Genomic DNA, 18,549 nt, shown 5'->3' with positions numbered 1-18,549 from the left:
ACCTTCTGGCAATGCAGAGCAAAATATATATGATCCATATACGAATAGTATAGAGATCTACCCATGGGTATCGTTAATATCGAAGATGAGTTGCACGACCAGATCCGTCGTGCGAGCAGCGTGTCTCATCGTTCTATCAACGCTCAGGCCAGCTTCTGGATCCGCATCGGCATGCTCTGTGAAATGAATCCGACCCTGAGCTTCAACGAAGTAATGGCCGCTGAGCTGCGTGCTGCCGGCGTATCGGCGCCCGGCCTGGCGAACGCGTCATGATCAAGACGCCAGAACAAATCGCTCTGATGGCCGAAGCCGGCCGGCTATTGGCCTCGGTCTTCACTCACCTTGATAAGCTGGACCTGTGCGGAATGTCGACCCTGCAGGTCGACGGCATTGTGGATAACTTCATTGTCCACAACCTCAACGCCCGCCCGGCCAGTAAAGGCCAGTACGGTTTCGCCTACTCGCTCAACGCCTCCATCAACAGTGTGGTGTGCCACGGGGTGCCAAGCGCCAAAGACGTATTGCAGAACGGCGACCTGGTTAATTTCGATATCACCCTGGAAAAGAACGGCTATATCGCCGACTCCAGCAAGACTTACCTGATTGGTAGCGTTTCGCAGGAAGCAGAGCACCTTACCCGCGTGACCTACGAGGCACTGTGGAAAGGGATCGCGGCGGTACGCCCTGGCGGCCGGCTGGGCGATATTGGCCATGCCATCGAACGCCACGCCCGCGCCCATGGCTATTCGGTGGTACGCGAGTATTGCGGCCATGGCATCGGCAAACAGATGCACGAGGCGCCGGAAGTGCTGCACTGGGGCAAGACCGGAACCGGCCTGACCCTGCGCGAAGGCATGACCTTCACCATCGAGCCGATGATCAACCAGGGCAAAGCAGGCACCCGCCCCCTGGGTGATGGCTGGACGGTGGTAACCACCGATGGTTTGTTGTCCGCCCAGTTCGAGCACACCGTGGCGGTTACCGCCGATGGCGTGCGGGTGCTGACCCTGCGACCGGATGAAACACCGCCGGGCTAACGCGCCTCGGGGGTGATGGCAGCGTTTTCGCTCACGGGCGCCTGCAACCTGACCAGCACCCACGGCAGCATCAGCTGGGTCAGCGGGCCGATGCCGAAGGCGAACAGCAGGGTGCCGATGCCCAGCACCTTGTAGCCGGCGAGCAAGGTGCCGACCAGCAGCACGCCCAACTCGATGGCCGTACGCATGGAGCGCAACGAATAACCGGTTACCCTATGCAGGCCGGTCATCAGGCCATCCCGCGGGCCACGGCCCAGCTGGGCACCGATATATAGCGCTGAGCCGAAACCACAGAGCAGCACGCCGCCCAGGGTCAGCAGCAGGCGCCAGATAAAACCCTCCGGCGCCACCAGCTGCTGCAGGGTAAGGTCGGCCACCAGGCCGATCACTACGGCGTTGGCGATAGTGCCCAGGCCGGGGATTTCCCGCAGCGGAATCCACAGCAGCAGCACCGTGAAGGACACACCCACCACGATCCAGCCAAAGCTCAGCGGCAGCATCTTGGCCAGGCCGACATGCAACGCATCCCAGGGCGACAGCCCCAGGTTGCCGCGGATCATCATCGCCATGGAAATGCCGAAGAACGCCAGGCCGACAAACAGCTGCAGCAGACGCCGCGGCAGTTGGCCGGCGCGCAATTGCGCCAGTGGCCCCAACTGAACCAGCACAGCCCTGTCGCCCATCATTCCACCGTGACTGACTTGGCCAGGTTACGTGGCTGATCCACATCGGTGCCGCGCAGCACGGCCACATGGTAGGACAGCAGTTGCAACGGCAGGGTATAGAGGATCGGTGCCAAGGCATCGTGGATATGCGGCATGTTAACCACATGGGTGCCTTCGCCATTGCTCATGGCCGCACTGGCATCGGCGAACACGATCAGCTCGCCGCCACGGGCGCGAACCACCTGCAGGTTGGACTTGAGCTTGTCGAGCAGGTCGTTGTTGGGCGCCACGGTGACTACCGGCATGTCGGCGTCGACCAGGGCCAGCGGGCCGTGCTTGAGCTCACCAGCCGGGTAGGCCTCGGCGTGGATATAGGAAATTTCCTTGAGCTTGAGGGCGCCTTCCATCGCCACCGGATACTGGGCACCACGACCAAGGAACAGGGTGTGGTGCTTTTCGGCGAACAGCTCGGAAACCTTCTCGACGATCTTGTCCATGGCCAGAGCTTCGTCCAGGCGCGCCGGCAGGCGGCGCAGCTCCTCGACGAGTTCGGCGGCGACACCCGCTTGCAGCGTGCCCTTGACCTGGCCGAGTGCCAGGGTCAGCAGCATCAGGCCCACCAGCTGGGTGGTGAAGGCCTTGGTGGAGGCGACGCCGATCTCGGGGCCGGCATGGGTCAGCAGGGTCAGGTCGGACTCGCGTACCAGCGAGCTTATGCCGACGTTGCAGATCGCCAAGCTGGCCAGGTAACCGCCATCGGCCTTGGCGTTGCGCAGCGCGGCCAGGGTGTCAGCCGTCTCGCCGGACTGGGAGATGCTGACGAACAAGGTGTCCGGCTGCACCGCGACGCGGCGATAGCGAAACTCGCTGGCCACTTCGACCTGGCAGGGGATGCCGGCCAGCTCTTCAAGCCAGTAACGGGCAACCATGCCGGCGTGGTAGCTGGTACCACAGGCGACGATCTGCACGTTGCGCACCTTGGCGAACAGTTCGGCGGCCTGGGGGCCAAAGGCCTGCACCAGCACATGGTCGCTGCCGAGGCGGCCTTCCAGGGTGCGTTGCACGACCTTGGGCTGCTCGTGGATCTCCTTGAGCATGAAGTGACGGAACACGCCCTTGTCGGCCGCATCGGCACCTTCGTGGTACTGCACCGCTTCGCGCTGCACAACGTTGCCGTTGGCATCCCAGATCTGCACGCTGTCGCGCTGGATTTCGGCGATATCGCCTTCTTCCAGGTACATGAAACGGTCAGTGACCTGGCGCAGGGCAAGCTGGTCGGAGGCGAGGAAGTTCTCGCCCAGGCCCAAACCGATCACCAGCGGGCTGCCACTGCGGGCGGCGAGCAGACGATTCGGGTTGGCCGCGCTGATCACCGCCAGGCCGTAGGCGCCGCGCAATTGCTTGACCACCGCCTTGAGGGCGTCGGCCAGGTCGCTATGGCTCTTCAGGGTGTGGTCGAGCAGGTGGACGATGACTTCGGTGTCGGTATCCGAGCTGAAGTGGTAACCCAGGCCCTGCAACTGCTCGCGCAACGGGCCATGGTTTTCGATGATGCCGTTATGCACCACCGCCAGTTGATCACCGGAAAAGTGTGGGTGGGCATTGTTTTCGGTCGGCACGCCGTGGGTGGCCCAGCGGGTGTGGGCGATACCCAGACGGCCCGGCAGCGGCTCGCTGTCCAGCGCCGCCTCCAACTCGCTGACCTTGCCAACGCGACGACGGCGCTGCAGGCTTCCGATGTCATCGAGCAGTGCCACGCCGGCACTGTCATAGCCGCGGTATTCGAGGCGCTTCAGGCCCTCGACCAGCACGGCGGTGATGTTGCGTTCGGCAATGGCGCCTACGATGCCACACATAGCGTTCTCCTCAGGATGCGTCAGTGGCCGCGCAGATCAGCTGGATCCCGCGGGCCAAGAGTTGTTCGCGCGCCTCGCTGTCGAGGCGCTCGTCGGTAATCAGGGTGTGCACGCTGCCCCAGGGCAGCTCGAGATTGGGAATGCGCCGGCCGATCTTGTCGCTCTCGACCATCACGATCACCTCACGGGCCACCTCGGCCATCACCCGCGAAAGGCCCAGCAGCTCGTTGAAGGTGGTGGTGCCGCGCTGCAGATCGATGCCGTCGGCGCCGATGAATAGCTGGTCGAAATCATAGGAGCGCAGCACCTGCTCGGCGACCTGGCCCTGGAAGGACTCCGAATGCGGATCCCACGTGCCGCCGGTCATCAGCAGCACCGGCTCGTGCTCGATATCGCGCAGCGCATTGGCCACGTTCAGGGAATTGGTCATCACCACCAGACCGGGCTTGTGGCCCAGCTCGGGGATCATCGCCGCCGTGGTGGTGCCGCTGTCGATGATGATCCGCGCATGCTCGCGGATGCGCGCCACGCCGGCCCGAGCGATCGCCTGCTTGTAGCGAGACACTGGCTGGCTGCTCTCGACCATCATTTCCTGGGGCAGCGGCACTGCACCGCCATAACGGCGCAACAGCAGGCCATTGGCTTCCAGCGCAGCAAGATCCTTGCGAATGGTTACTTCGGAGGTGGCGAAACGCTTGGCCAAGGCGTCGACGCTCACCTCGCCCTGCTCGGCGAGCAAGGCAAGAATGGTGTGTCGGCGTTGCGGTGTGTTGCGTTTCGACATGCTTAAGTTTCGATTCGAAAGATAATGGCGCGAATCAAAACTCAACACGCTTTTGGCGTCAAGAGGAACATTGCTGTGGATAACCCTAATGGCTACTGCGGTGCGCTGGCTGCCGGTTATCCACAGCGTGCGACTACGGCTTTTTCTTGGTGGGACGCTGCCAGCCTTCGATATTACGCTGCCGGCCGCGCGCGACGGCCAGGTTGTTGGCCGGCACATCCGAGGTAACGACCGAACCGGCAGCGGTAGTGACGCCATCGCCCAGTGCTACGGGCGCTACCAGCGCACTGTTGGAGCCGACGAAGACATCCTCGCCCATTACGGTGCGGTGCTTGTTGGCACCGTCGTAGTTGCAGGTGATGGTACCCGCACCGATGTTGCTGCGCGCACCGATCTCGGCATCACCCAGATAGCTCAGGTGACCGGCCTTGGCACCCTCGCCCAGCACGGCGTTCTTCAACTCCACGAAGTTACCCACGTGGGCCTTGGCGCCCAGTACGCTGCCCGGCCGCAAACGGGCGAACGGACCGCAATCGGCACCTTCCCCCACTTCGGCGCCTTCCAGGTGGCTGTTGGCCTTGACGATGGCGCCCTTGCGCAGGGTGCTGTCCTTGATCACGCAGTTCGGGCCGATCTGTACGTCGTCTTCGATGACTACCTGGCCTTCGAGGATCACGTTGATATCGATGGTCACGTCACGGCCTACGATCACCTCACCACGTACGTCGAAACGGTGCGGATCGCGCAGGGTTACGCCCTGGGCCATCAGCCGGCGAGCCATGCGCTGCTGGTAATGGCACTCGAGCTGGGCGAGCTGTATACGGTCGTTGGCGCCGAGCACTTCCATTTCGTCGGCAGCGGTAGCGGTGGCCACTATCAGGCCGTCAGCGACCGCCATGGCGATCACGTCGGTCAGGTAGTACTCGCCCTGAGCGTTGCTGTTCGAGAGGCGCCCCAGCCAGTCGCCCAGGCGCTTGCCGGGCACGGCGAGAATGCCAGTGTTGCCTTCACGGATCTGCCGCTGTGCCTCGCTGGCATCTTTGTGTTCGACGATGGCCTGCACGGCGCCCTGCTCGTCACGCACGATGCGGCCGTAGCCGGTCGGGTCGGCCAGCTCGACGGTGAGCAGGCCCAGCTGGTTGTCGTTGACCAGCTCCAGCAGGCGTTGCAGGGTCGCCGGCTCGATTAGCGGCACGTCCCCGTACAGGATCAAGACCGTATCGGCACTCAAGGCCGGCTGGGCCTGGGCCACAGCGTGGCCGGTACCCAACTGCTCGGCCTGGATGACGAAATTCAGGTCGTCGGCCGCCAGGCGCTCGCGTACCCTCTCGGCGCCATGGCCGATCACCACCTGGATGCTCTGCGGCTGCAGACTGCGGGCAGTGTCGATGACGTGGCCAAGCATGGGCTTGTGAGCGACCGGATGCAGCACCTTGGGCAGCGCCGAACGCATGCGGGTGCCCTGGCCAGCGGCGAGAATGACGATATCAAGGGACATGGCAGATCCAGATAAACGAGAGCGGAAAGAAAGAGGGTTCACAGCAATCCGTTGCGCGAGTGTCGATCAGTGATAGATCGTCGTGGGTAAAGCTGCTCCCACATGATCGGGTTATCCACAACCTTGGTTAAATCGCGGGCAAAAAAAGGGGTAGCCAAGGCTACCCCTTTTCCAAGCAACGATGAAGAGCGTCGGTATCAGCTACCGCCGAACTTCTTGCGCATTTGCTGGACGGTGCGCAGCTGGGCTGCGGCTTCGGCCAGACGAGCAGCGGCGGAACCGTAGTCGAACTCGGCTCCCTGCTCGCTCAGCGCTTTCTCGGCAGCCTTGACGGCTTCCTGAGCGGAGGCTTCGTCCAGGTCAGCAGCGCGCTGCACGGTATCGGCAAGAACCTTGACCATGCTTGGCTGCACTTCCAGGAAGCCACCGGAGATGTAGAACACCTCGATATCGCCACCCTGCTTGACCAGACGAATCGGGCCCGGCTTGAGGTCGGTGATCAGCGGCGCGTGGCCCGGGGTGATACCCAGATCACCCAGGTTGCCATGCGCGATCACCATCTCGACCAGACCGGAGAAGATCTCGCCTTCTGCGCTGACGATGTCGCAATGGACTGTCATAGCCATATCTAGCCTCACGTAAGCGCCCGTTGCCGGGCGCACGGGTGATTACAGTTTCTTCGCTTTCTCGATGGCTTCTTCGATGCCACCGACCATGTAGAACGCCTGCTCCGGCAGGTGATCGTACTCACCTTTGAGGATGCCGCTGAAACCAGCGATGGTGTCCTTCAGGGAAACGTACTTGCCTGGCGAGCCGGTGAACACTTCAGCAACGAAGAACGGCTGGGACAGGAAACGCTGGATCTTACGAGCACGGGATACCAGCTGCTTGTCTTCTTCCGACAGTTCGTCCATGCCGAGGATCGCGATGATGTCCTTCAGCTCTTTGTAGCGCTGCAGCACGTACTGAACGCCGCGAGCGGTGTCGTAGTGCTCCTGGCCGATCACGTTCGGGTCCAGCTGGCGCGAAGTCGAGTCCAGTGGGTCGACCGCCGGGTAGATACCCAGGGAGGCGATGTCACGGGACAGTACGACGGTGGCGTCCAAGTGGGCGAAGGTAGTCGCCGGGCTTGGGTCGGTCAGGTCGTCCGCAGGTACGTATACGGCCTGGATCGAGGTGATCGAACCGGTCTTGGTGGAGGTGATGCGCTCTTGCAGAACACCCATCTCTTCAGCCAGGGTCGGCTGGTAACCTACTGCCGACGGCATACGGCCGAGCAGTGCGGATACTTCGGTACCGGCCAGGGTGTAGCGGTAGATGTTGTCCACGAAGAACAGAACGTCACGGCCTTCGTCACGGAACTTCTCGGCCATGGTCAGGCCGGTCAGGGCGACGCGCAGACGGTTGCCTGGTGGCTCGTTCATCTGACCGTAGACCAGGGCTACCTTGTCGAGAACGTTGGAGTCCTTCATCTCGTGGTAGAAGTCGTTACCCTCACGAGTACGCTCACCCACACCGGCGAACACGGAATAACCGCTGTGCTCGATGGCGATGTTACGGATCAGCTCCATCATGTTTACGGTCTTGCCGACACCGGCACCACCGAACAGACCGACTTTACCGCCCTTGGCGAACGGGCAGACCAGGTCGATAACCTTGATGCCGGTTTCCAGCAGCTCGTTGGAGCCCGATTGCTCGGCGTAGGTCGGTGCGGCACGGTGAATGCCCCAGCGCTCTTCTTCGCCAATCGGACCGGCTTCGTCGATCGGGTTGCCCAGCACGTCCATGATACGGCCCAGGGTCTTGACCCCGACCGGTACCTGGATGCCAGCGCCGGTGCTGTCGACGTTCAGGCCACGCTTGAGGCCTTCGGTCGAACCCATCGCAATGGTACGCACCACGCCATCGCCCAGCTGCTGCTGAACTTCCAGAGTGGTTTCGGCGCCGACTACTTTCAGCGCTTCATAAACACTCGGCACCTTGTCACGCGGGAATTCCACGTCGATGACGGCGCCGATGATTTGAACGATACGTCCGCTACTCATCTTTGGTTCCTCTGAATATTTGAACCGTTAAACCGCGGCAGCGCCGCCGACGATTTCCGAAATTTCCTGGGTGATCGCTGCCTGACGTGCCTTGTTGTAGATCAACTGCAGGTCTTTGATGAGGTCGCCAGCGTTATCGGTGGCGTTCTTCATCGCGATCATCCGTGCGGCCTGTTCGGCTGCATTGTTCTCGACCACTGCCTGGTACACCTGCGACTCCACGTAGCGCACCATCAGCCCGTCAAGCAGCTGCTTGGCGTCGGGTTCGTACAGGTAGTCCCAGTGGTGTTTCAGCTCCTGATCCGGATCGGCCACCAGTGGAATCAACTGCTCCACGGTCGGCTTCTGGGTCATGGTGTTGATGAACTTGTTGGAAACCACGGACAAACGGTCGATGCGCCCTTCCAGGTAAGCATCGAGCATCACCTTGACGCTGCCGATCAGATCGTTGATCGACGGCTCTTCGCCGAGGTGGCTGATTGCAGCGACCACGTTGCCACCAAAGTTGCGGAAGAATGCCGCACCCTTGCTGCCAACTACGCAGAGATCGATCTCCACGCCGCGCTCGCGGTTTGCCGACATGTCCTTGACCAGGGCCTTGAACAGGTTGGTATTCAAGCCACCGCACAGACCACGGTCCGAACTCACCACCACGTAACCGACGCGCTTTACTTCGCGTTCGATCATGAAGGGATGACGGTATTCCGGGTTGGCGTTGGCCAGATGACCAATTACCTGGCGGATACGCTCCGCGTAGGGGCGGCTAGCTGCCATGCGCTGTTGTGCCTTGCGCATCTTGCTGACCGCCACCTTTTCCATGGCGCTGGTGATCTTCTGCGTGCTTTTGATGCTCGCAATCTTGCTGCGAATCTCTTTTGCGCCTGCCATTTCACACCTATCGGGTTAGCAGGCGGGCGTCTCTCGACGCCCGCTGCGGCTTACCAGGTTTGGGTGGCTTTGAACTTCTCGATACCGGCTTTGAGCTGGCCATCGATGTCGTCGTTGAAGTCACCCTTCTCGTTGATCTTCGCCATCAGGTCGGCGTGATCACGGTTGAAGAAGGCGATCAGAGCCTGCTCGAAGCTGATGATCTTGGCGACTTCGATGTCGGTCAGGAAACCACGCTCGGCGGCATACAGCGACAGCGCCATGTCCGCGATGGACATCGGAGCGTATTGCTTCTGCTTCATCAGCTCGGTAACACGCTGACCATGCTCGAGCTGTTTGCGGGTGGCTTCGTCCAGGTCAGAAGCGAACTGGGCGAATGCCGCCAGTTCACGGTACTGAGCCAGAGCGGTACGGATACCACCGGAGAGCTTCTTGATGATCTTGGTCTGCGCAGCACCACCCACACGGGATACCGAGATACCGGCGTTGACGGCCGGACGGATACCCGAGTTGAACATGGCCGATTCCAGGAAGATCTGACCGTCGGTGATGGAAATCACGTTGGTCGGAACGAACGCGGAAACGTCGCCAGCCTGGGTTTCGATGATCGGCAGAGCGGTCAGGGAACCGGTCTTGCCAGTCACGGCGCCGTTGGTGAACTTCTCGACGTACTCTTCGGAAACGCGCGAAGCACGCTCCAGCAGACGGCTGTGGAGATAGAACACGTCGCCCGGGTAGGCTTCACGGCCTGGCGGACGGCGCAGCAGCAGGGAAATCTGGCGGTAAGCCACTGCTTGCTTGGACAGATCGTCATAAACGATCAGCGCGTCTTCACCGCGGTCGCGGAAGTATTCGCCCATGGTGCAGCCGGCGTAAGGAGCCAGGAACTGCAGTGCAGCCGATTCGGAAGCCGAAGCAGCTACGACGATGGTGTTGGCCAGAGCACCGGACTCTTCCAGCTTGCGCACCACGTTGGCGATGGTCGATTGCTTCTGACCAACGGCTACGTAGACGCAGAAGATGCCGCTGTTCTTCTGGTTGATGATGGCGTCGACGGCCAGGGCAGTCTTACCGATCTGACGGTCACCGATGATCAGCTCGCGCTGGCCACGGCCTACCGGGATCATGGCATCGACCGACTTGTAGCCAGTCTGTACCGGCTGGTCGACCGACTTACGCCAGATCACACCTGGAGCCACTTTCTCGACAGCGTCGGTAGCGGCGGTGTTGATCGGGCCTTTGCCATCGATCGGGTTACCCAGTGCGTCGACAACCCGGCCCAGCAGTTCCGGACCAACCGGAACTTCCAGGATGCGACCGGTGCACTTGGCGCTCATGCCTTCGGCCAGGGTGGTGTACGCACCCAGGACAACGGCACCGACGGAGTCCTGCTCCAGGTTCAGTGCCATACCGTAGACGCTGCCCGGGAACTCGATCATTTCGCCGTACATGACGTCGGCGAGACCGTGAATGCGCACGATACCGTCGGATACGCTGACGATGGTGCCTTCGTTACGGGCTTGGGAAGAGACGTCGAGTTTCTCGATACGTCCCTTGATGATTTCACTAATTTCGGAAGGATTGAGTTGCTGCATAGCTCTGCTGCCCCTTCAAACTCAAGATTTCAATGCTTCGGCCAGCTTCGCGATCTTGCCGCGAACTGAGCCATCGATAACCAGGTCGCCGGCGCGGATCACGACACCACCAATCAAGGCGGCGTCCTCCGCAGCGTGCAGGCGCACTTCCCGGCCGAGCCGTGCACTGAGAACCTTGGCGAGTTTGTCTTGCTGTTCATCGCTCAATGCGAAGGCACTGGTAACGTCCACGTCGATCGACTTCTCCTGCTCGGCCTTGTACAGCTCGAACAGCGCGAAGATTTCCGGCAACAGGGCCAGACGATCATTCTCTGCGACAACGTGGATGAAATTGCGTACCTGGGCGTCGAACTTGTCACCACACACCTCGACGAAGGTGGTGGCCTTGTCTGTACTCGTCAAACGCGGGGCCTTGAACACGCTCTGCAGGGTGGCGTCCTGAGACACCGCCGCTGCCAGGCCGAGCATGGCTGACCAAGAGGCCAGCTGCTGGTGGGCCTGGGCGTATTCGAAAGCCGCCTTGGCATAAGGTCGGGCCAACGTGGTCAGTTCTGCCATGATCGCGCCCTCGCTTAAATTTCGGCGGCCAGTTTGGAAACCAGCTCCGCATGCGCGTTTTGGTCGATGGATGCGCCCAGGATCTTCTCGGCACCGCCGACGGCCAGGGCACCCACTTGGGCACGCAGGGCGTCTTTGACGCTGTTGATTTCCTGTTCGATCTCGGCCTGAGCCTGAGCCTTCACACGATCCGCCTCGACGCGAGCCTGATCACGGGCTTCATCGACGATCTGGTTCGCGCGTTTCTTGGCTTGCTCAATGATTTCAGCAGCCTGTGTCTTGGCTTCGCGCAGTTGCTGACCCGCTTTCTCTTGGGCCAACTCCAGGTCACGAGCCGCACGACTGGCAGCGTCCAGACCTTCAGCAATCTTCTTCTGACGCTCTTGCAAAGCCGCAATGACCGGAGGCCATACGAACTTCATGCAGAACAGCACGAAGATGAAGAAGGCAACGGACTGGCCAATCAGGGTTGCATTAATGTTCACGCCAACACCTCGCTCGTTCGTTGTCCATCACACCAATCAACTCGAAAATTCGAGTGATTAGCCAGCGATTTGACCAACGAAGGGGTTCGCGAAGGTGAAGAACAGTGCGATACCAACACCGATCATGGTCACGGCGTCCAGCAGGCCGGCGACGATGAACATTTTGACTTGCAGCATCGGAACCATTTCCGGCTGACGCGCAGCGCCTTCCAGGAACTTGCCGCCCAGCAGGCCGAAGCCGATAGCGGTACCCAGAGCGCCCAGGCCAATCAGCAGAGCAACAGCGATCGCGGTCAGACCAACTACAGTTTCCATCTTTCCTCCCGACTTTTTACGTCGTATTGGTTAAGGTTTTTCTAAGGGTAAAGCGGTAAAGCAAAACCGTTACTTCCAGTGCCCTTGCGGGCGTTCCAGCCGAGGCCGGATCCATCGACAACGCCGCGCATCAAGGATGCGCGATACGTTCATCAATGGCTGTCTTCGTGCGCCATCGACAGGTAGACGATGGTCAGCATCATGAAGATGAAGGCCTGCAGCGTGATGATGATCAGGTGGAAGACTGCCCAGGCCCACTGCAGAACGCCTGCCAGTGCTGCCAACAGAATGCCGCCGCCGAACATGACCGCGATGAGGATGAAGATCAGCTCGCCAGCGTACAGGTTGCCGAACAGTCGCAGGGCCAGAGACACCGGCTTGGCGATCAGGGTCACGAATTCCAGCAGGAAGTTGACCGGAATCAGCAGGATCTTGACGAAGATGTTCTTGGCGCTGAACGGGTGCAGGGTCAGCTCGCCCAGGAAGCCGCCAATTCCCTTGACCTTGATGCTGTAGAAGATGATCAGCGCGAATACCGAGAGGGCCATGCCCAGAGTGGCGTTCGGGTCGGTAGTCGGTACGGCGCGGAAGAACAGGTGCTCGTCACCGGCGATCTTGGCGGCAGCCACCGGGATCCAGTCTACCGGCACCAGGTCCATCAGGTTCATCAGGAAGATCCAGACGAAGATGGTCAGGGCCAGCGGGGCGATCAGGGCGTTACGGCCGTGGAAGGTGTCCTTCACGCTGCCGTCGACGAACTCGACCAGCACTTCGACGAAGTTCTGCAGGCCGCCGGGCTGACCGGAGGTGGCGCGCTTGGCAGCTGCCTTGAACAGGAAGATGAAGATCAGACCCAGCACCACGGAGATACCCAGGGTATCCAGGTGGAAAGCCCAGAAACCCATTTCTTTGGCTTCCTGGGCGTTGTGGGCGAACCCCCAGCCGTTGACCGGGTGCTGACCATAGGTCAGGTTCTGCAAGTGATGCTGGATATAACCCGAAGCGGTTTCTGCAGCTGCCATAAATCCCTCAAACGCTCTAAGGCTTTAAAAATCATCTCTTCATCAGCAAGGGTGCGAACCAGTTGACCAATTGGGTCAGCAGGAATACGCCGAACAAGGCCGCCGCATCCAATGGCTTCACACCTGCAAACACCAGCGCGAAAAGCACTGCTGTCAAAACCAGTTTCCCTGCTTCGCCGGCGTAGAACGACCGGACGATGGCCTGGGCCGCCCGCGCTCCGGAAAACCGGAATGCCTTGTGGGCGAAATACAGATTCGGCAGCCAGGCGATCAGCCCGCCGCACAATCCGGAATAGCCGGCGGTTGTGCCCTTCCATTGCCAGCAGGCAGCGGCGAGAACCAACAGCACCAGCAGTTGCACCACGAGAATCGGAAACACCGGCAGACGATGGAGCGGCAGGCGTTTGGGCGTGCGGGTATCCATCATTTTTCCCGGGGTAACAGCTCTCAGATATCGTTGCCAAGCTAATCAATAACTTGGCACATTTTGTGCCGCCGAAATGCGCGCAGAGTATAGGGGTGGTTCCCACCCCGTTCAACTGCCCGAAAGTCTTTTCGCCGTAGTGCTCCGGGAGCAATTGTTTCAGCGGATGTGGGCTAGAACGCCCTGGAGTTCGTCGAGGGAATTGTAGCGAATGACCAGTTGGCCCTTGCCCTTCTGGCCGTGCTTGATCTGCACGGGAGAGCCCAGCCGCTCAGCCAGGCGCTGTTCGAGCCGGCTGATATCCGGATCGACCTTGGTAGTGGCAGTTGGCCGCTCCTGAGTATTGAGCCACTGGCGTACCAGTGCCTCGGTCTGGCGCACGGTGAGGCCGCGTGCGACAACGTGTCGCGCACCTTCGGTCTGCTGTTCGACCGGCAGGCCTAGCAGCGCGCGGGCGTGGCCCATCTCCAGGTCGCCATGGGAGAGCAGGGTTTTCACTTCCTCGGGCAAGGCGATCAGGCGCAACAGGTTGGTGATGGTCACCCGCGACTTTCCGACCGCTTCGGCGACCTGTTGCTGAGTCAGCTGGAATTCCTGCTGCAGGCGCTGCAGGGCCATGGCTTCCTCGATGGGGTTGAGGTCTTCGCGCTGGATGTTCTCGATCAGCGCCATGGCGATGGCAGCTTCGTCCGGCAGCTCGCGCACCAGCGCCGGGATGCGATCCAGGCCCGCCTGCTGGGTGGCTCGCCAGCGACGCTCACCGGCAACGATCTCGAAGCGACCGTCGCCCACCGGACGCACCACGATGGGCTGCATGACGCCGTGGGTCTTGATCGACTGGCTCAGTTCCTCGAGCGCGGTGGCGTCCATATCGCGACGCGGCTGGTACTTGCCGCGCTGAATCAGATCCAGAGGCAGGTGCTGCAGCTCACGGGTATCGGCCTTGACCGCTTCCTGCTCGAGCGTATCGACGCTGGTGCCTCCCAGCAGGGCGTCCAGGCCTCGTCCGAGCCCACGTTTCTTGGCAGCCATGCACAGTTTCCTTATACGGTTGCGGTGTGGGCGTTCGCGCGCTGGCGGCGAACCAGCTCGCCAGCCAGCGCCAGATAGGCGATCGCACCACGGGATTGCTTGTCGTAGACCAGCGCCGGCATGCCGAAGCTAGGGGCTTCGGCCAGTCGCACGTTGCGCGGGATCACGGTTTGATAGAGCGTGTCGGGGAAATGTTCCTTGAGCTGGGCAGACACGTCGCTGGTCAGGCTGATGCGCGGGTCGTACATGGTGCGCAGCAGGCCTTCGATCTTCAGCGACGGGTTGAGCAGCTTGCCGATGCGCTGGATGCTGTTGACCAGATCGCTCAGCCCCTCAAGCGCGTAGTACTCGCACTGCATGGGGATGATCACCCCATCGGAGGCGACCAGGGCGTTGATCGTCAGCATCGACAGCGCCGGCGGGCAGTCGATGAGGATGTAGTCGTAGTTCTCGCGGATCGGCGCCAAGGCATAACGCAGGCGGCTTTCCTTCATCTTCATTTCCAGCAGGGACACTTCCGCAGCGGTCAGGTCGCGGTTGGCCGGCAGCAACTGGTAGCCACCGTGCTCGGAGAACTGCATGGCCTCGACCAGATTGCAGTCGCCGACCAGCACATCGTAGATGGAGTGTTCCAGGGTCTGCTTGTCGATACCGCTGCCCGTGGTGGCGTTGCCTTGCGGGTCGAGGTCGATGAGCAGCACACGGCGTTTGGTCGCAACCAGAGACGCCGCCAGGTTGATGCAGGTCGTGGTCTTGCCCACGCCGCCTTTCTGGTTGGCGATTGCGAATACTTTAGCCATGTTGCCGTTCCCCCTAAACCGAGCGACGCAGTATCAACAGATGGCGCTGACCTTGGCAACCGGGAACCTTGAGCACATGGGTGGCGGTGAGACTAAAGTCCCCTGGCAGCGCCTGCAGCTCGTCATCCGGATGCACGCCTTTCATCGCCAGCCACTGGGTATGGTCATCACCGAGGTGACGCGTCCAGTTGGAGAAGTCCTGCAGCGAACTGAACGCCCGCGAGCAGATGCCGTTGAACGGCTGCTCGGGCGTAAAGGCTTCCACCCGACTGTGGATAACTTCCAGGTTGGCGAGCTTGAGCTCCAGCTTCACCTGGGTGAGGAAGCGCGTCTTCTTGCCATTGGAATCGAGCAGCGTGAAGCGCCGCTCTGGAAACAGGATGGCCAGCGGAATACCCGGCATACCGCCGCCGCTGCCGACATCCAGCCAGTTATCCCCAGCCTCGGCCACGAAGGGCACCACGCTGAGGCTGTCGAGCAGGTGGCGCGAAACCATCTCGTCCGGATCGCGCACGGCGGTCAGGTTGTAGGCCTTGTTCCACTTGATCAGCAGCGCCAGGTAACCCAGCAGCTGCGCCTGCTGCCGCTCGGTCAGATCGACGCCCAGTTCGCGGGCGCCTTGTTGCAGTTCTTCGGCGTGGCGAGCGGTAACGGACATCAGGCGCTCTGCTCCAACTGGCGGCCCGCGCCGCGTTTTTTCAGATGGATCAGCAGCAGGGAGATGGCTGCCGGGGTGACACCCGGAATCCGCGAGGCCTGACCGAGGGTCTGCGGCCGAGCGTTGCCGAGTTTGTGCTGGATCTCCTTGGACAGCCCGGAAATGGTCGCGTAGTCGATATCCACAGGCAGCTCGGTTTCCTCACTGGCGCGCAGCCGGGCGATCTCGTCCTGCTGACGCTCGATGTAACCGGCATATTTGGTCTTGATCTCGACCTGCTCGGCGACCTGCGGATCCTCGGCGCCTTCGCCGGTCACCTCGACCAGACCGGCGTAATCGATTTCCGGGCGCGACAACAGGTTGAGCAGGTTGTACTCGTGGGTCAGCGGCGTGCCGAAGCGCTCGACGATGGCGTCACCCTGGGGCGTGTTTGGGCGCACCCAGGTACTTTTCAGGCGCTGCTCTTCCCGGGTGATGCCTTCGCGCTTGGCTTCGAACGCCGCCCAGCGCTGATCGTCGACCAGGCCCAGCTCGCGGCCTTTCTCGGTCAGGCGCAGATCGGCGTTGTCTTCGCGCAGGATCAACCGGTATTCGGCCCGCGAAGTGAACATGCGGTACGGCTCCTGGGTACCCAGGGTGATCAGGTCGTCGACCAGCACACCGATGTAGGCTTCGTCACGGCGTGGGCACCAAGCCTCTTCGCCCTTGGCGCGCAGCGCGGCGTTGGCACCGGCGAGCAGGCCTTGGGCACCGGCTTCTTCGTAACCGGTGGTGCCGTTGATCTGGCCAGCGAAGAACAGACCACCGATGACCTTGGTCTCTAGGCTGTACTTGAGGTCGCGCGGGTCGAAGTAGTCGTATTCGATGGCGTAGCCCGGGCGCACGATATGGGCGTTTTCCATGCCGCGAATGCTCTGCACGATCTGCAGCTGCACATCGAACGGCAGGGACGTGGAAATCCCGTTGGGGTACAGCTCATGGGTGGTCAGGCCTTCCGGCTCGATGAACACCTGGTGGCTGTCCTTCTCGGCGAAGCGATGGATCTTGTCCTCGATCGACGGGCAATACCGAGGGCCCACACCTTCGATCACCCCGGAGTACATCGGTGAGCGGTCGAGGTTCGCAGCGATGATCTCGTGGGTGCGCGCATTGGTGTGGGTGATCCAGCAACTCACCTGGCGTGGGTGCTGCTCCTTGTTACCCATGAACGACATCACCGGAATCGGTGTATCGCCTGGCTGTTCGGTCATCTGGGTGAAGTCCACCGAACGACCGTCGATACGTGGCGGCGTGCCGGTCTTCAGGCGACCGACGCGCAGCGGCAATTCACGCAGGCGCTTGGCCAGGGCGATCGAGGGTGGATCCCCTGCACGGCCGCCGGAATAGTTCTGCAGACCGATGTGGATAAGTCCGCCGAGAAAGGTGCCGGTGGTCAGCACTACGGAGTCGGCGAAGAAACGCAGCCCCATCTGGGTGACCACGCCTTTGACTTCATCCTGCTCGACGATCAGGTCATCGGCGGCTTGCTGGAATATCCACAGGTTGGGCTGGTTTTCCAGAATCTCGCGTACTGCCGCCTTGTAGAGAATGCGGTCAGCCTGGGCGCGAGTCGCACGCACTGCCGGACCCTTGCGGCTATTGAGTACGCGGAACTGGATGCCACCCAGATCGGTAGCGGTCGCCATGGCGCCGCCGAGGGCGTCGATTTCCTTGACCAGGTGGCTCTTGCCGATCCCGCCAATGGCGGGGTTGCAGCTCATCTGCCCGAGGGTTTCCACGTTATGGGTCAGCAGCAGGGTTTTAACGCCCATGCGCGCCGCTGCAAGCGCAGCCTCGGTACCGGCATGACCGCCGCCGATGACGATCACTTGAAAACGGGAAGGGAAATCCACCACGCACCTCGTGCCTGTTGAGAAGGGAGCTTTTAGGAAAGGGCAGCAAGTATAGGGATTTAGCAGGGCTGAAAGAAGCCTTTTGCACAAAAAATAGCCAACTGATCCTGTTCCAAGGGTGAGCCTTTGCCATTAGGTGGTCTCTCACCGAGACGCTGTGCAGAACTCAGAGGTAAATAAAGAAAAAAGAATGATTTTTTTAAAAGGCTTGTTTTTATGTTTATAAATGGTGCTCAGGATATCTGTGGATAGATTGCTACAGGCCTTTATTTATCTAATGTACAGCGATGTATGAAAGCGGGATTATCCTGCGCGGCTCATGTGCGGCAGCGGTGATCAGCCTGTGTGTAAAAGCTATGGTTATTCACAGCCCGGTTTATCCATGGCTTAGTCACCGGGTTATCGGCAAGGCTCAGGCGAGCTTTTCCACAGGGCTTATCTTCCCTGTGAATGCTTTTCAAGATGGATAAATTTGCTGAAAGATTCGCACGAACCCCTTCGTACTGCGCGGCCAAGGGGTGTGGATAAAGGCAGGGGATTACTGGGAGGCGCGGGCGCCTTGCTCGATCATCTTCTTCACGAGCGTGTCGGAGTTGACGTCATAGCGAAACAGCAGGGGCTTGCCGTTCGCATTTTCCAGGTAGAAGGACTCGGTGCCCTCACCCTTGGCAAAGCGGGTGTTGTACAGCAACAGGGTAAGCGCCTGCCCCGTATCGGCCTTCACGGAAGCCTGGCTTACCAGCCGGGTTTCCTGCACAGCTCCCAAGCCACGATTGACCACCGTTAGCAGGTCGACGAACTCCTGCTCACTACCATTTGCCTTGAGTCCTGATGATGCAGCCTGATAAATGGCGGCGTACTTGCCTTGCTTGACCTCGCTATGAAATTGATCGACGAACTGTGAACCCTTTTCCAGGAACTCTTTGTCATCATTCGAGCAGGCCAATATCAGACTGCAGCTTAAGGTGATTGCTAGTATTTTTATCCAGTTCACG

Annotated in this window: 20 protein-coding genes; 2 read left to right on the top strand and 18 right to left on the bottom strand. The window is 60.7% G+C overall.

The window, feature by feature from the left end; translation table 11 throughout:
* Positions 1 to 63: 63 nt before the first annotated feature.
* Positions 64 to 273 carry a ParD-like family protein gene (locus BM279_RS03965; protein WP_093501107.1) on the top strand — a complete coding sequence of 70 codons (210 nt, stop codon included), beginning with the start codon at positions 64 to 66 and terminating at the stop codon, positions 271 to 273.
* Positions 270 to 1,037, top strand: a complete 768-nt coding sequence (gene map / locus BM279_RS03960; protein WP_093501105.1) for a type I methionyl aminopeptidase — start codon at positions 270 to 272, stop codon at positions 1,035 to 1,037. Before BM279_RS03965 ends, map begins: the two co-directional genes overlap by 4 nt.
* Here the strand turns inward: map and yczE are convergent.
* The 18 genes from yczE to BM279_RS03870 all read right to left on the bottom strand — a co-directional run bounded on the left by yczE (position 1,034) and on the right by BM279_RS03870 (position 18,548).
* Entirely contained in the window at positions 1,034 to 1,720 is a 687-nt protein-coding gene (yczE, locus tag BM279_RS03955) for a membrane protein YczE (RefSeq protein ID WP_093501103.1), read from the bottom strand. The genes map and yczE overlap by 4 nt on opposite strands.
* Complete coding sequence (gene glmS, locus BM279_RS03950) at positions 1,720 to 3,558, bottom strand: glutamine--fructose-6-phosphate transaminase (isomerizing) (RefSeq protein ID WP_093501101.1); 1,839 nt, start codon at positions 3,556 to 3,558, stop codon at positions 1,720 to 1,722. Before glmS ends, yczE begins: the two co-directional genes overlap by 1 nt.
* Positions 3,559 to 3,568: 10 nt before the next feature.
* The gene (locus BM279_RS03945) at positions 3,569 to 4,342 is read right to left on the bottom strand and encodes a DeoR/GlpR family DNA-binding transcription regulator (protein ID WP_013793549.1); all 774 of its coding nucleotides are present in this window, start codon (positions 4,340 to 4,342) and stop codon (positions 3,569 to 3,571) included.
* Between the two features lie 133 nt (positions 4,343 to 4,475).
* Positions 4,476 to 5,840 (bottom strand): bifunctional UDP-N-acetylglucosamine diphosphorylase/glucosamine-1-phosphate N-acetyltransferase GlmU, encoded by a 1,365-nt coding sequence (gene glmU, locus BM279_RS03940; RefSeq protein WP_093501099.1) that lies wholly within the window; start codon positions 5,838 to 5,840, stop codon positions 4,476 to 4,478.
* Positions 5,841 to 6,037: 197 nt separating this feature from the next.
* Positions 6,038 to 6,466, bottom strand: a complete 429-nt coding sequence (locus tag BM279_RS03935; RefSeq protein WP_013793551.1) for a F0F1 ATP synthase subunit epsilon — start codon at positions 6,464 to 6,466, stop codon at positions 6,038 to 6,040.
* Positions 6,467 to 6,508: 42 nt separating this feature from the next.
* Positions 6,509 to 7,885, bottom strand: coding sequence for a F0F1 ATP synthase subunit beta (gene atpD, locus BM279_RS03930; RefSeq protein ID WP_013793552.1), 1,377 nt, complete (start codon positions 7,883 to 7,885; stop codon positions 6,509 to 6,511).
* A gap of 27 nt (positions 7,886 to 7,912) precedes the next feature.
* On the bottom strand, positions 7,913 to 8,773 hold the full coding sequence (gene atpG, locus BM279_RS03925; RefSeq protein WP_027904139.1) for a F0F1 ATP synthase subunit gamma: 861 nt from the start codon (positions 8,771 to 8,773) through the stop codon (positions 7,913 to 7,915).
* 50 nt (positions 8,774 to 8,823) lie between these two features.
* Entirely contained in the window at positions 8,824 to 10,368 is a 1,545-nt protein-coding gene (atpA, locus tag BM279_RS03920; protein WP_013793554.1) for a F0F1 ATP synthase subunit alpha, read from the bottom strand.
* A 21-nt stretch (positions 10,369 to 10,389) separates the two neighbouring features.
* Positions 10,390 to 10,926 (bottom strand): F0F1 ATP synthase subunit delta, encoded by a 537-nt coding sequence (locus BM279_RS03915; RefSeq protein ID WP_013793555.1) that lies wholly within the window; start codon positions 10,924 to 10,926, stop codon positions 10,390 to 10,392.
* A gap of 14 nt (positions 10,927 to 10,940) precedes the next feature.
* Complete coding sequence (locus BM279_RS03910) at positions 10,941 to 11,411, bottom strand: F0F1 ATP synthase subunit B (RefSeq protein ID WP_013793556.1); 471 nt, start codon at positions 11,409 to 11,411, stop codon at positions 10,941 to 10,943.
* Between the two features lie 57 nt (positions 11,412 to 11,468).
* Positions 11,469 to 11,726 (bottom strand): F0F1 ATP synthase subunit C, encoded by a 258-nt coding sequence (gene atpE / locus BM279_RS03905; protein WP_003097235.1) that lies wholly within the window; start codon positions 11,724 to 11,726, stop codon positions 11,469 to 11,471.
* A 152-nt stretch (positions 11,727 to 11,878) separates the two neighbouring features.
* Complete coding sequence (gene atpB, locus BM279_RS03900; protein ID WP_013793557.1) at positions 11,879 to 12,748, bottom strand: F0F1 ATP synthase subunit A; 870 nt, start codon at positions 12,746 to 12,748, stop codon at positions 11,879 to 11,881.
* Positions 12,749 to 12,779: 31 nt separating this feature from the next.
* The gene (locus BM279_RS03895) at positions 12,780 to 13,172 is read right to left on the bottom strand and encodes a F0F1 ATP synthase subunit I (protein WP_013793558.1); all 393 of its coding nucleotides are present in this window, start codon (positions 13,170 to 13,172) and stop codon (positions 12,780 to 12,782) included.
* A gap of 159 nt (positions 13,173 to 13,331) precedes the next feature.
* A complete protein-coding gene (locus tag BM279_RS03890; RefSeq protein ID WP_093501097.1) occupies positions 13,332 to 14,204 on the bottom strand; it encodes a ParB/RepB/Spo0J family partition protein in 873 nt (290 codons plus the stop codon).
* 11 nt (positions 14,205 to 14,215) lie between these two features.
* On the bottom strand, positions 14,216 to 15,004 hold the full coding sequence (locus tag BM279_RS03885) for a ParA family protein (protein ID WP_013793560.1): 789 nt from the start codon (positions 15,002 to 15,004) through the stop codon (positions 14,216 to 14,218).
* Positions 15,005 to 15,017: 13 nt separating this feature from the next.
* Entirely contained in the window at positions 15,018 to 15,662 is a 645-nt protein-coding gene (gene rsmG, locus BM279_RS03880; protein ID WP_093501095.1) for a 16S rRNA (guanine(527)-N(7))-methyltransferase RsmG, read from the bottom strand.
* Positions 15,662 to 17,554 carry a tRNA uridine-5-carboxymethylaminomethyl(34) synthesis enzyme MnmG gene (mnmG, locus tag BM279_RS03875; protein WP_093501093.1) on the bottom strand — a complete coding sequence of 631 codons (1,893 nt, stop codon included), beginning with the start codon at positions 17,552 to 17,554 and terminating at the stop codon, positions 15,662 to 15,664. Before mnmG ends, rsmG begins: the two co-directional genes overlap by 1 nt.
* A 538-nt stretch (positions 17,555 to 18,092) precedes the next feature.
* Positions 18,093 to 18,548 (bottom strand): DUF4019 domain-containing protein, encoded by a 456-nt coding sequence (locus tag BM279_RS03870; RefSeq protein ID WP_167363087.1) that lies wholly within the window; start codon positions 18,546 to 18,548, stop codon positions 18,093 to 18,095.
* Position 18,549 lies beyond the last annotated feature (1 nt).

Origin of the sequence: Phytopseudomonas straminea, assembly GCF_900112645.1 — a bacterium.
In the GTDB taxonomy this organism is placed as follows: Bacteria; Pseudomonadota; Gammaproteobacteria; order Pseudomonadales; family Pseudomonadaceae; genus Aquipseudomonas; species Aquipseudomonas straminea.
The sequence above is the reverse complement of the archived record's forward strand: the minus strand, read 5'-3'. Positions and strand labels throughout refer to the sequence as shown.

What these genes read in the sequence shown, in the direction of transcription:
- BM279_RS03965 (WP_093501107.1), top strand. Translation starts at nt 64, where the DNA reads ATGGGTATCGTTAATATCGAAGATGAGTTGCACGACCAGATCCGTCGT.
- map (WP_093501105.1), top strand. Translation starts at nt 270, where the DNA reads ATGATCAAGACGCCAGAACAAATCGCTCTGATGGCCGAAGCCGGCCGG.
- yczE (WP_093501103.1), bottom strand. Translation starts at nt 1,720, where the DNA reads ATGGGCGACAGGGCTGTGCTGGTTCAGTTGGGGCCACTGGCGCAATTG.
- glmS (WP_093501101.1), bottom strand. Translation starts at nt 3,558, where the DNA reads ATGTGTGGCATCGTAGGCGCCATTGCCGAACGCAACATCACCGCCGTG.
- BM279_RS03945 (WP_013793549.1), bottom strand. Translation starts at nt 4,342, where the DNA reads ATGTCGAAACGCAACACACCGCAACGCCGACACACCATTCTTGCCTTG.
- glmU (WP_093501099.1), bottom strand. Translation starts at nt 5,840, where the DNA reads ATGTCCCTTGATATCGTCATTCTCGCCGCTGGCCAGGGCACCCGCATG.
- BM279_RS03935 (WP_013793551.1), bottom strand. Translation starts at nt 6,466, where the DNA reads ATGGCTATGACAGTCCATTGCGACATCGTCAGCGCAGAAGGCGAGATC.
- atpD (WP_013793552.1), bottom strand. Translation starts at nt 7,885, where the DNA reads ATGAGTAGCGGACGTATCGTTCAAATCATCGGCGCCGTCATCGACGTG.
- atpG (WP_027904139.1), bottom strand. Translation starts at nt 8,773, where the DNA reads ATGGCAGGCGCAAAAGAGATTCGCAGCAAGATTGCGAGCATCAAAAGC.
- atpA (WP_013793554.1), bottom strand. Translation starts at nt 10,368, where the DNA reads ATGCAGCAACTCAATCCTTCCGAAATTAGTGAAATCATCAAGGGACGT.
- BM279_RS03915 (WP_013793555.1), bottom strand. Translation starts at nt 10,926, where the DNA reads ATGGCAGAACTGACCACGTTGGCCCGACCTTATGCCAAGGCGGCTTTC.
- atpE (WP_003097235.1), bottom strand. Translation starts at nt 11,726, where the DNA reads ATGGAAACTGTAGTTGGTCTGACCGCGATCGCTGTTGCTCTGCTGATT.
- atpB (WP_013793557.1), bottom strand. Translation starts at nt 12,748, where the DNA reads ATGGCAGCTGCAGAAACCGCTTCGGGTTATATCCAGCATCACTTGCAG.
- BM279_RS03895 (WP_013793558.1), bottom strand. Translation starts at nt 13,172, where the DNA reads ATGGATACCCGCACGCCCAAACGCCTGCCGCTCCATCGTCTGCCGGTG.
- BM279_RS03890 (WP_093501097.1), bottom strand. Translation starts at nt 14,204, where the DNA reads ATGGCTGCCAAGAAACGTGGGCTCGGACGAGGCCTGGACGCCCTGCTG.
- BM279_RS03885 (WP_013793560.1), bottom strand. Translation starts at nt 15,004, where the DNA reads ATGGCTAAAGTATTCGCAATCGCCAACCAGAAAGGCGGCGTGGGCAAG.
- rsmG (WP_093501095.1), bottom strand. Translation starts at nt 15,662, where the DNA reads ATGTCCGTTACCGCTCGCCACGCCGAAGAACTGCAACAAGGCGCCCGC.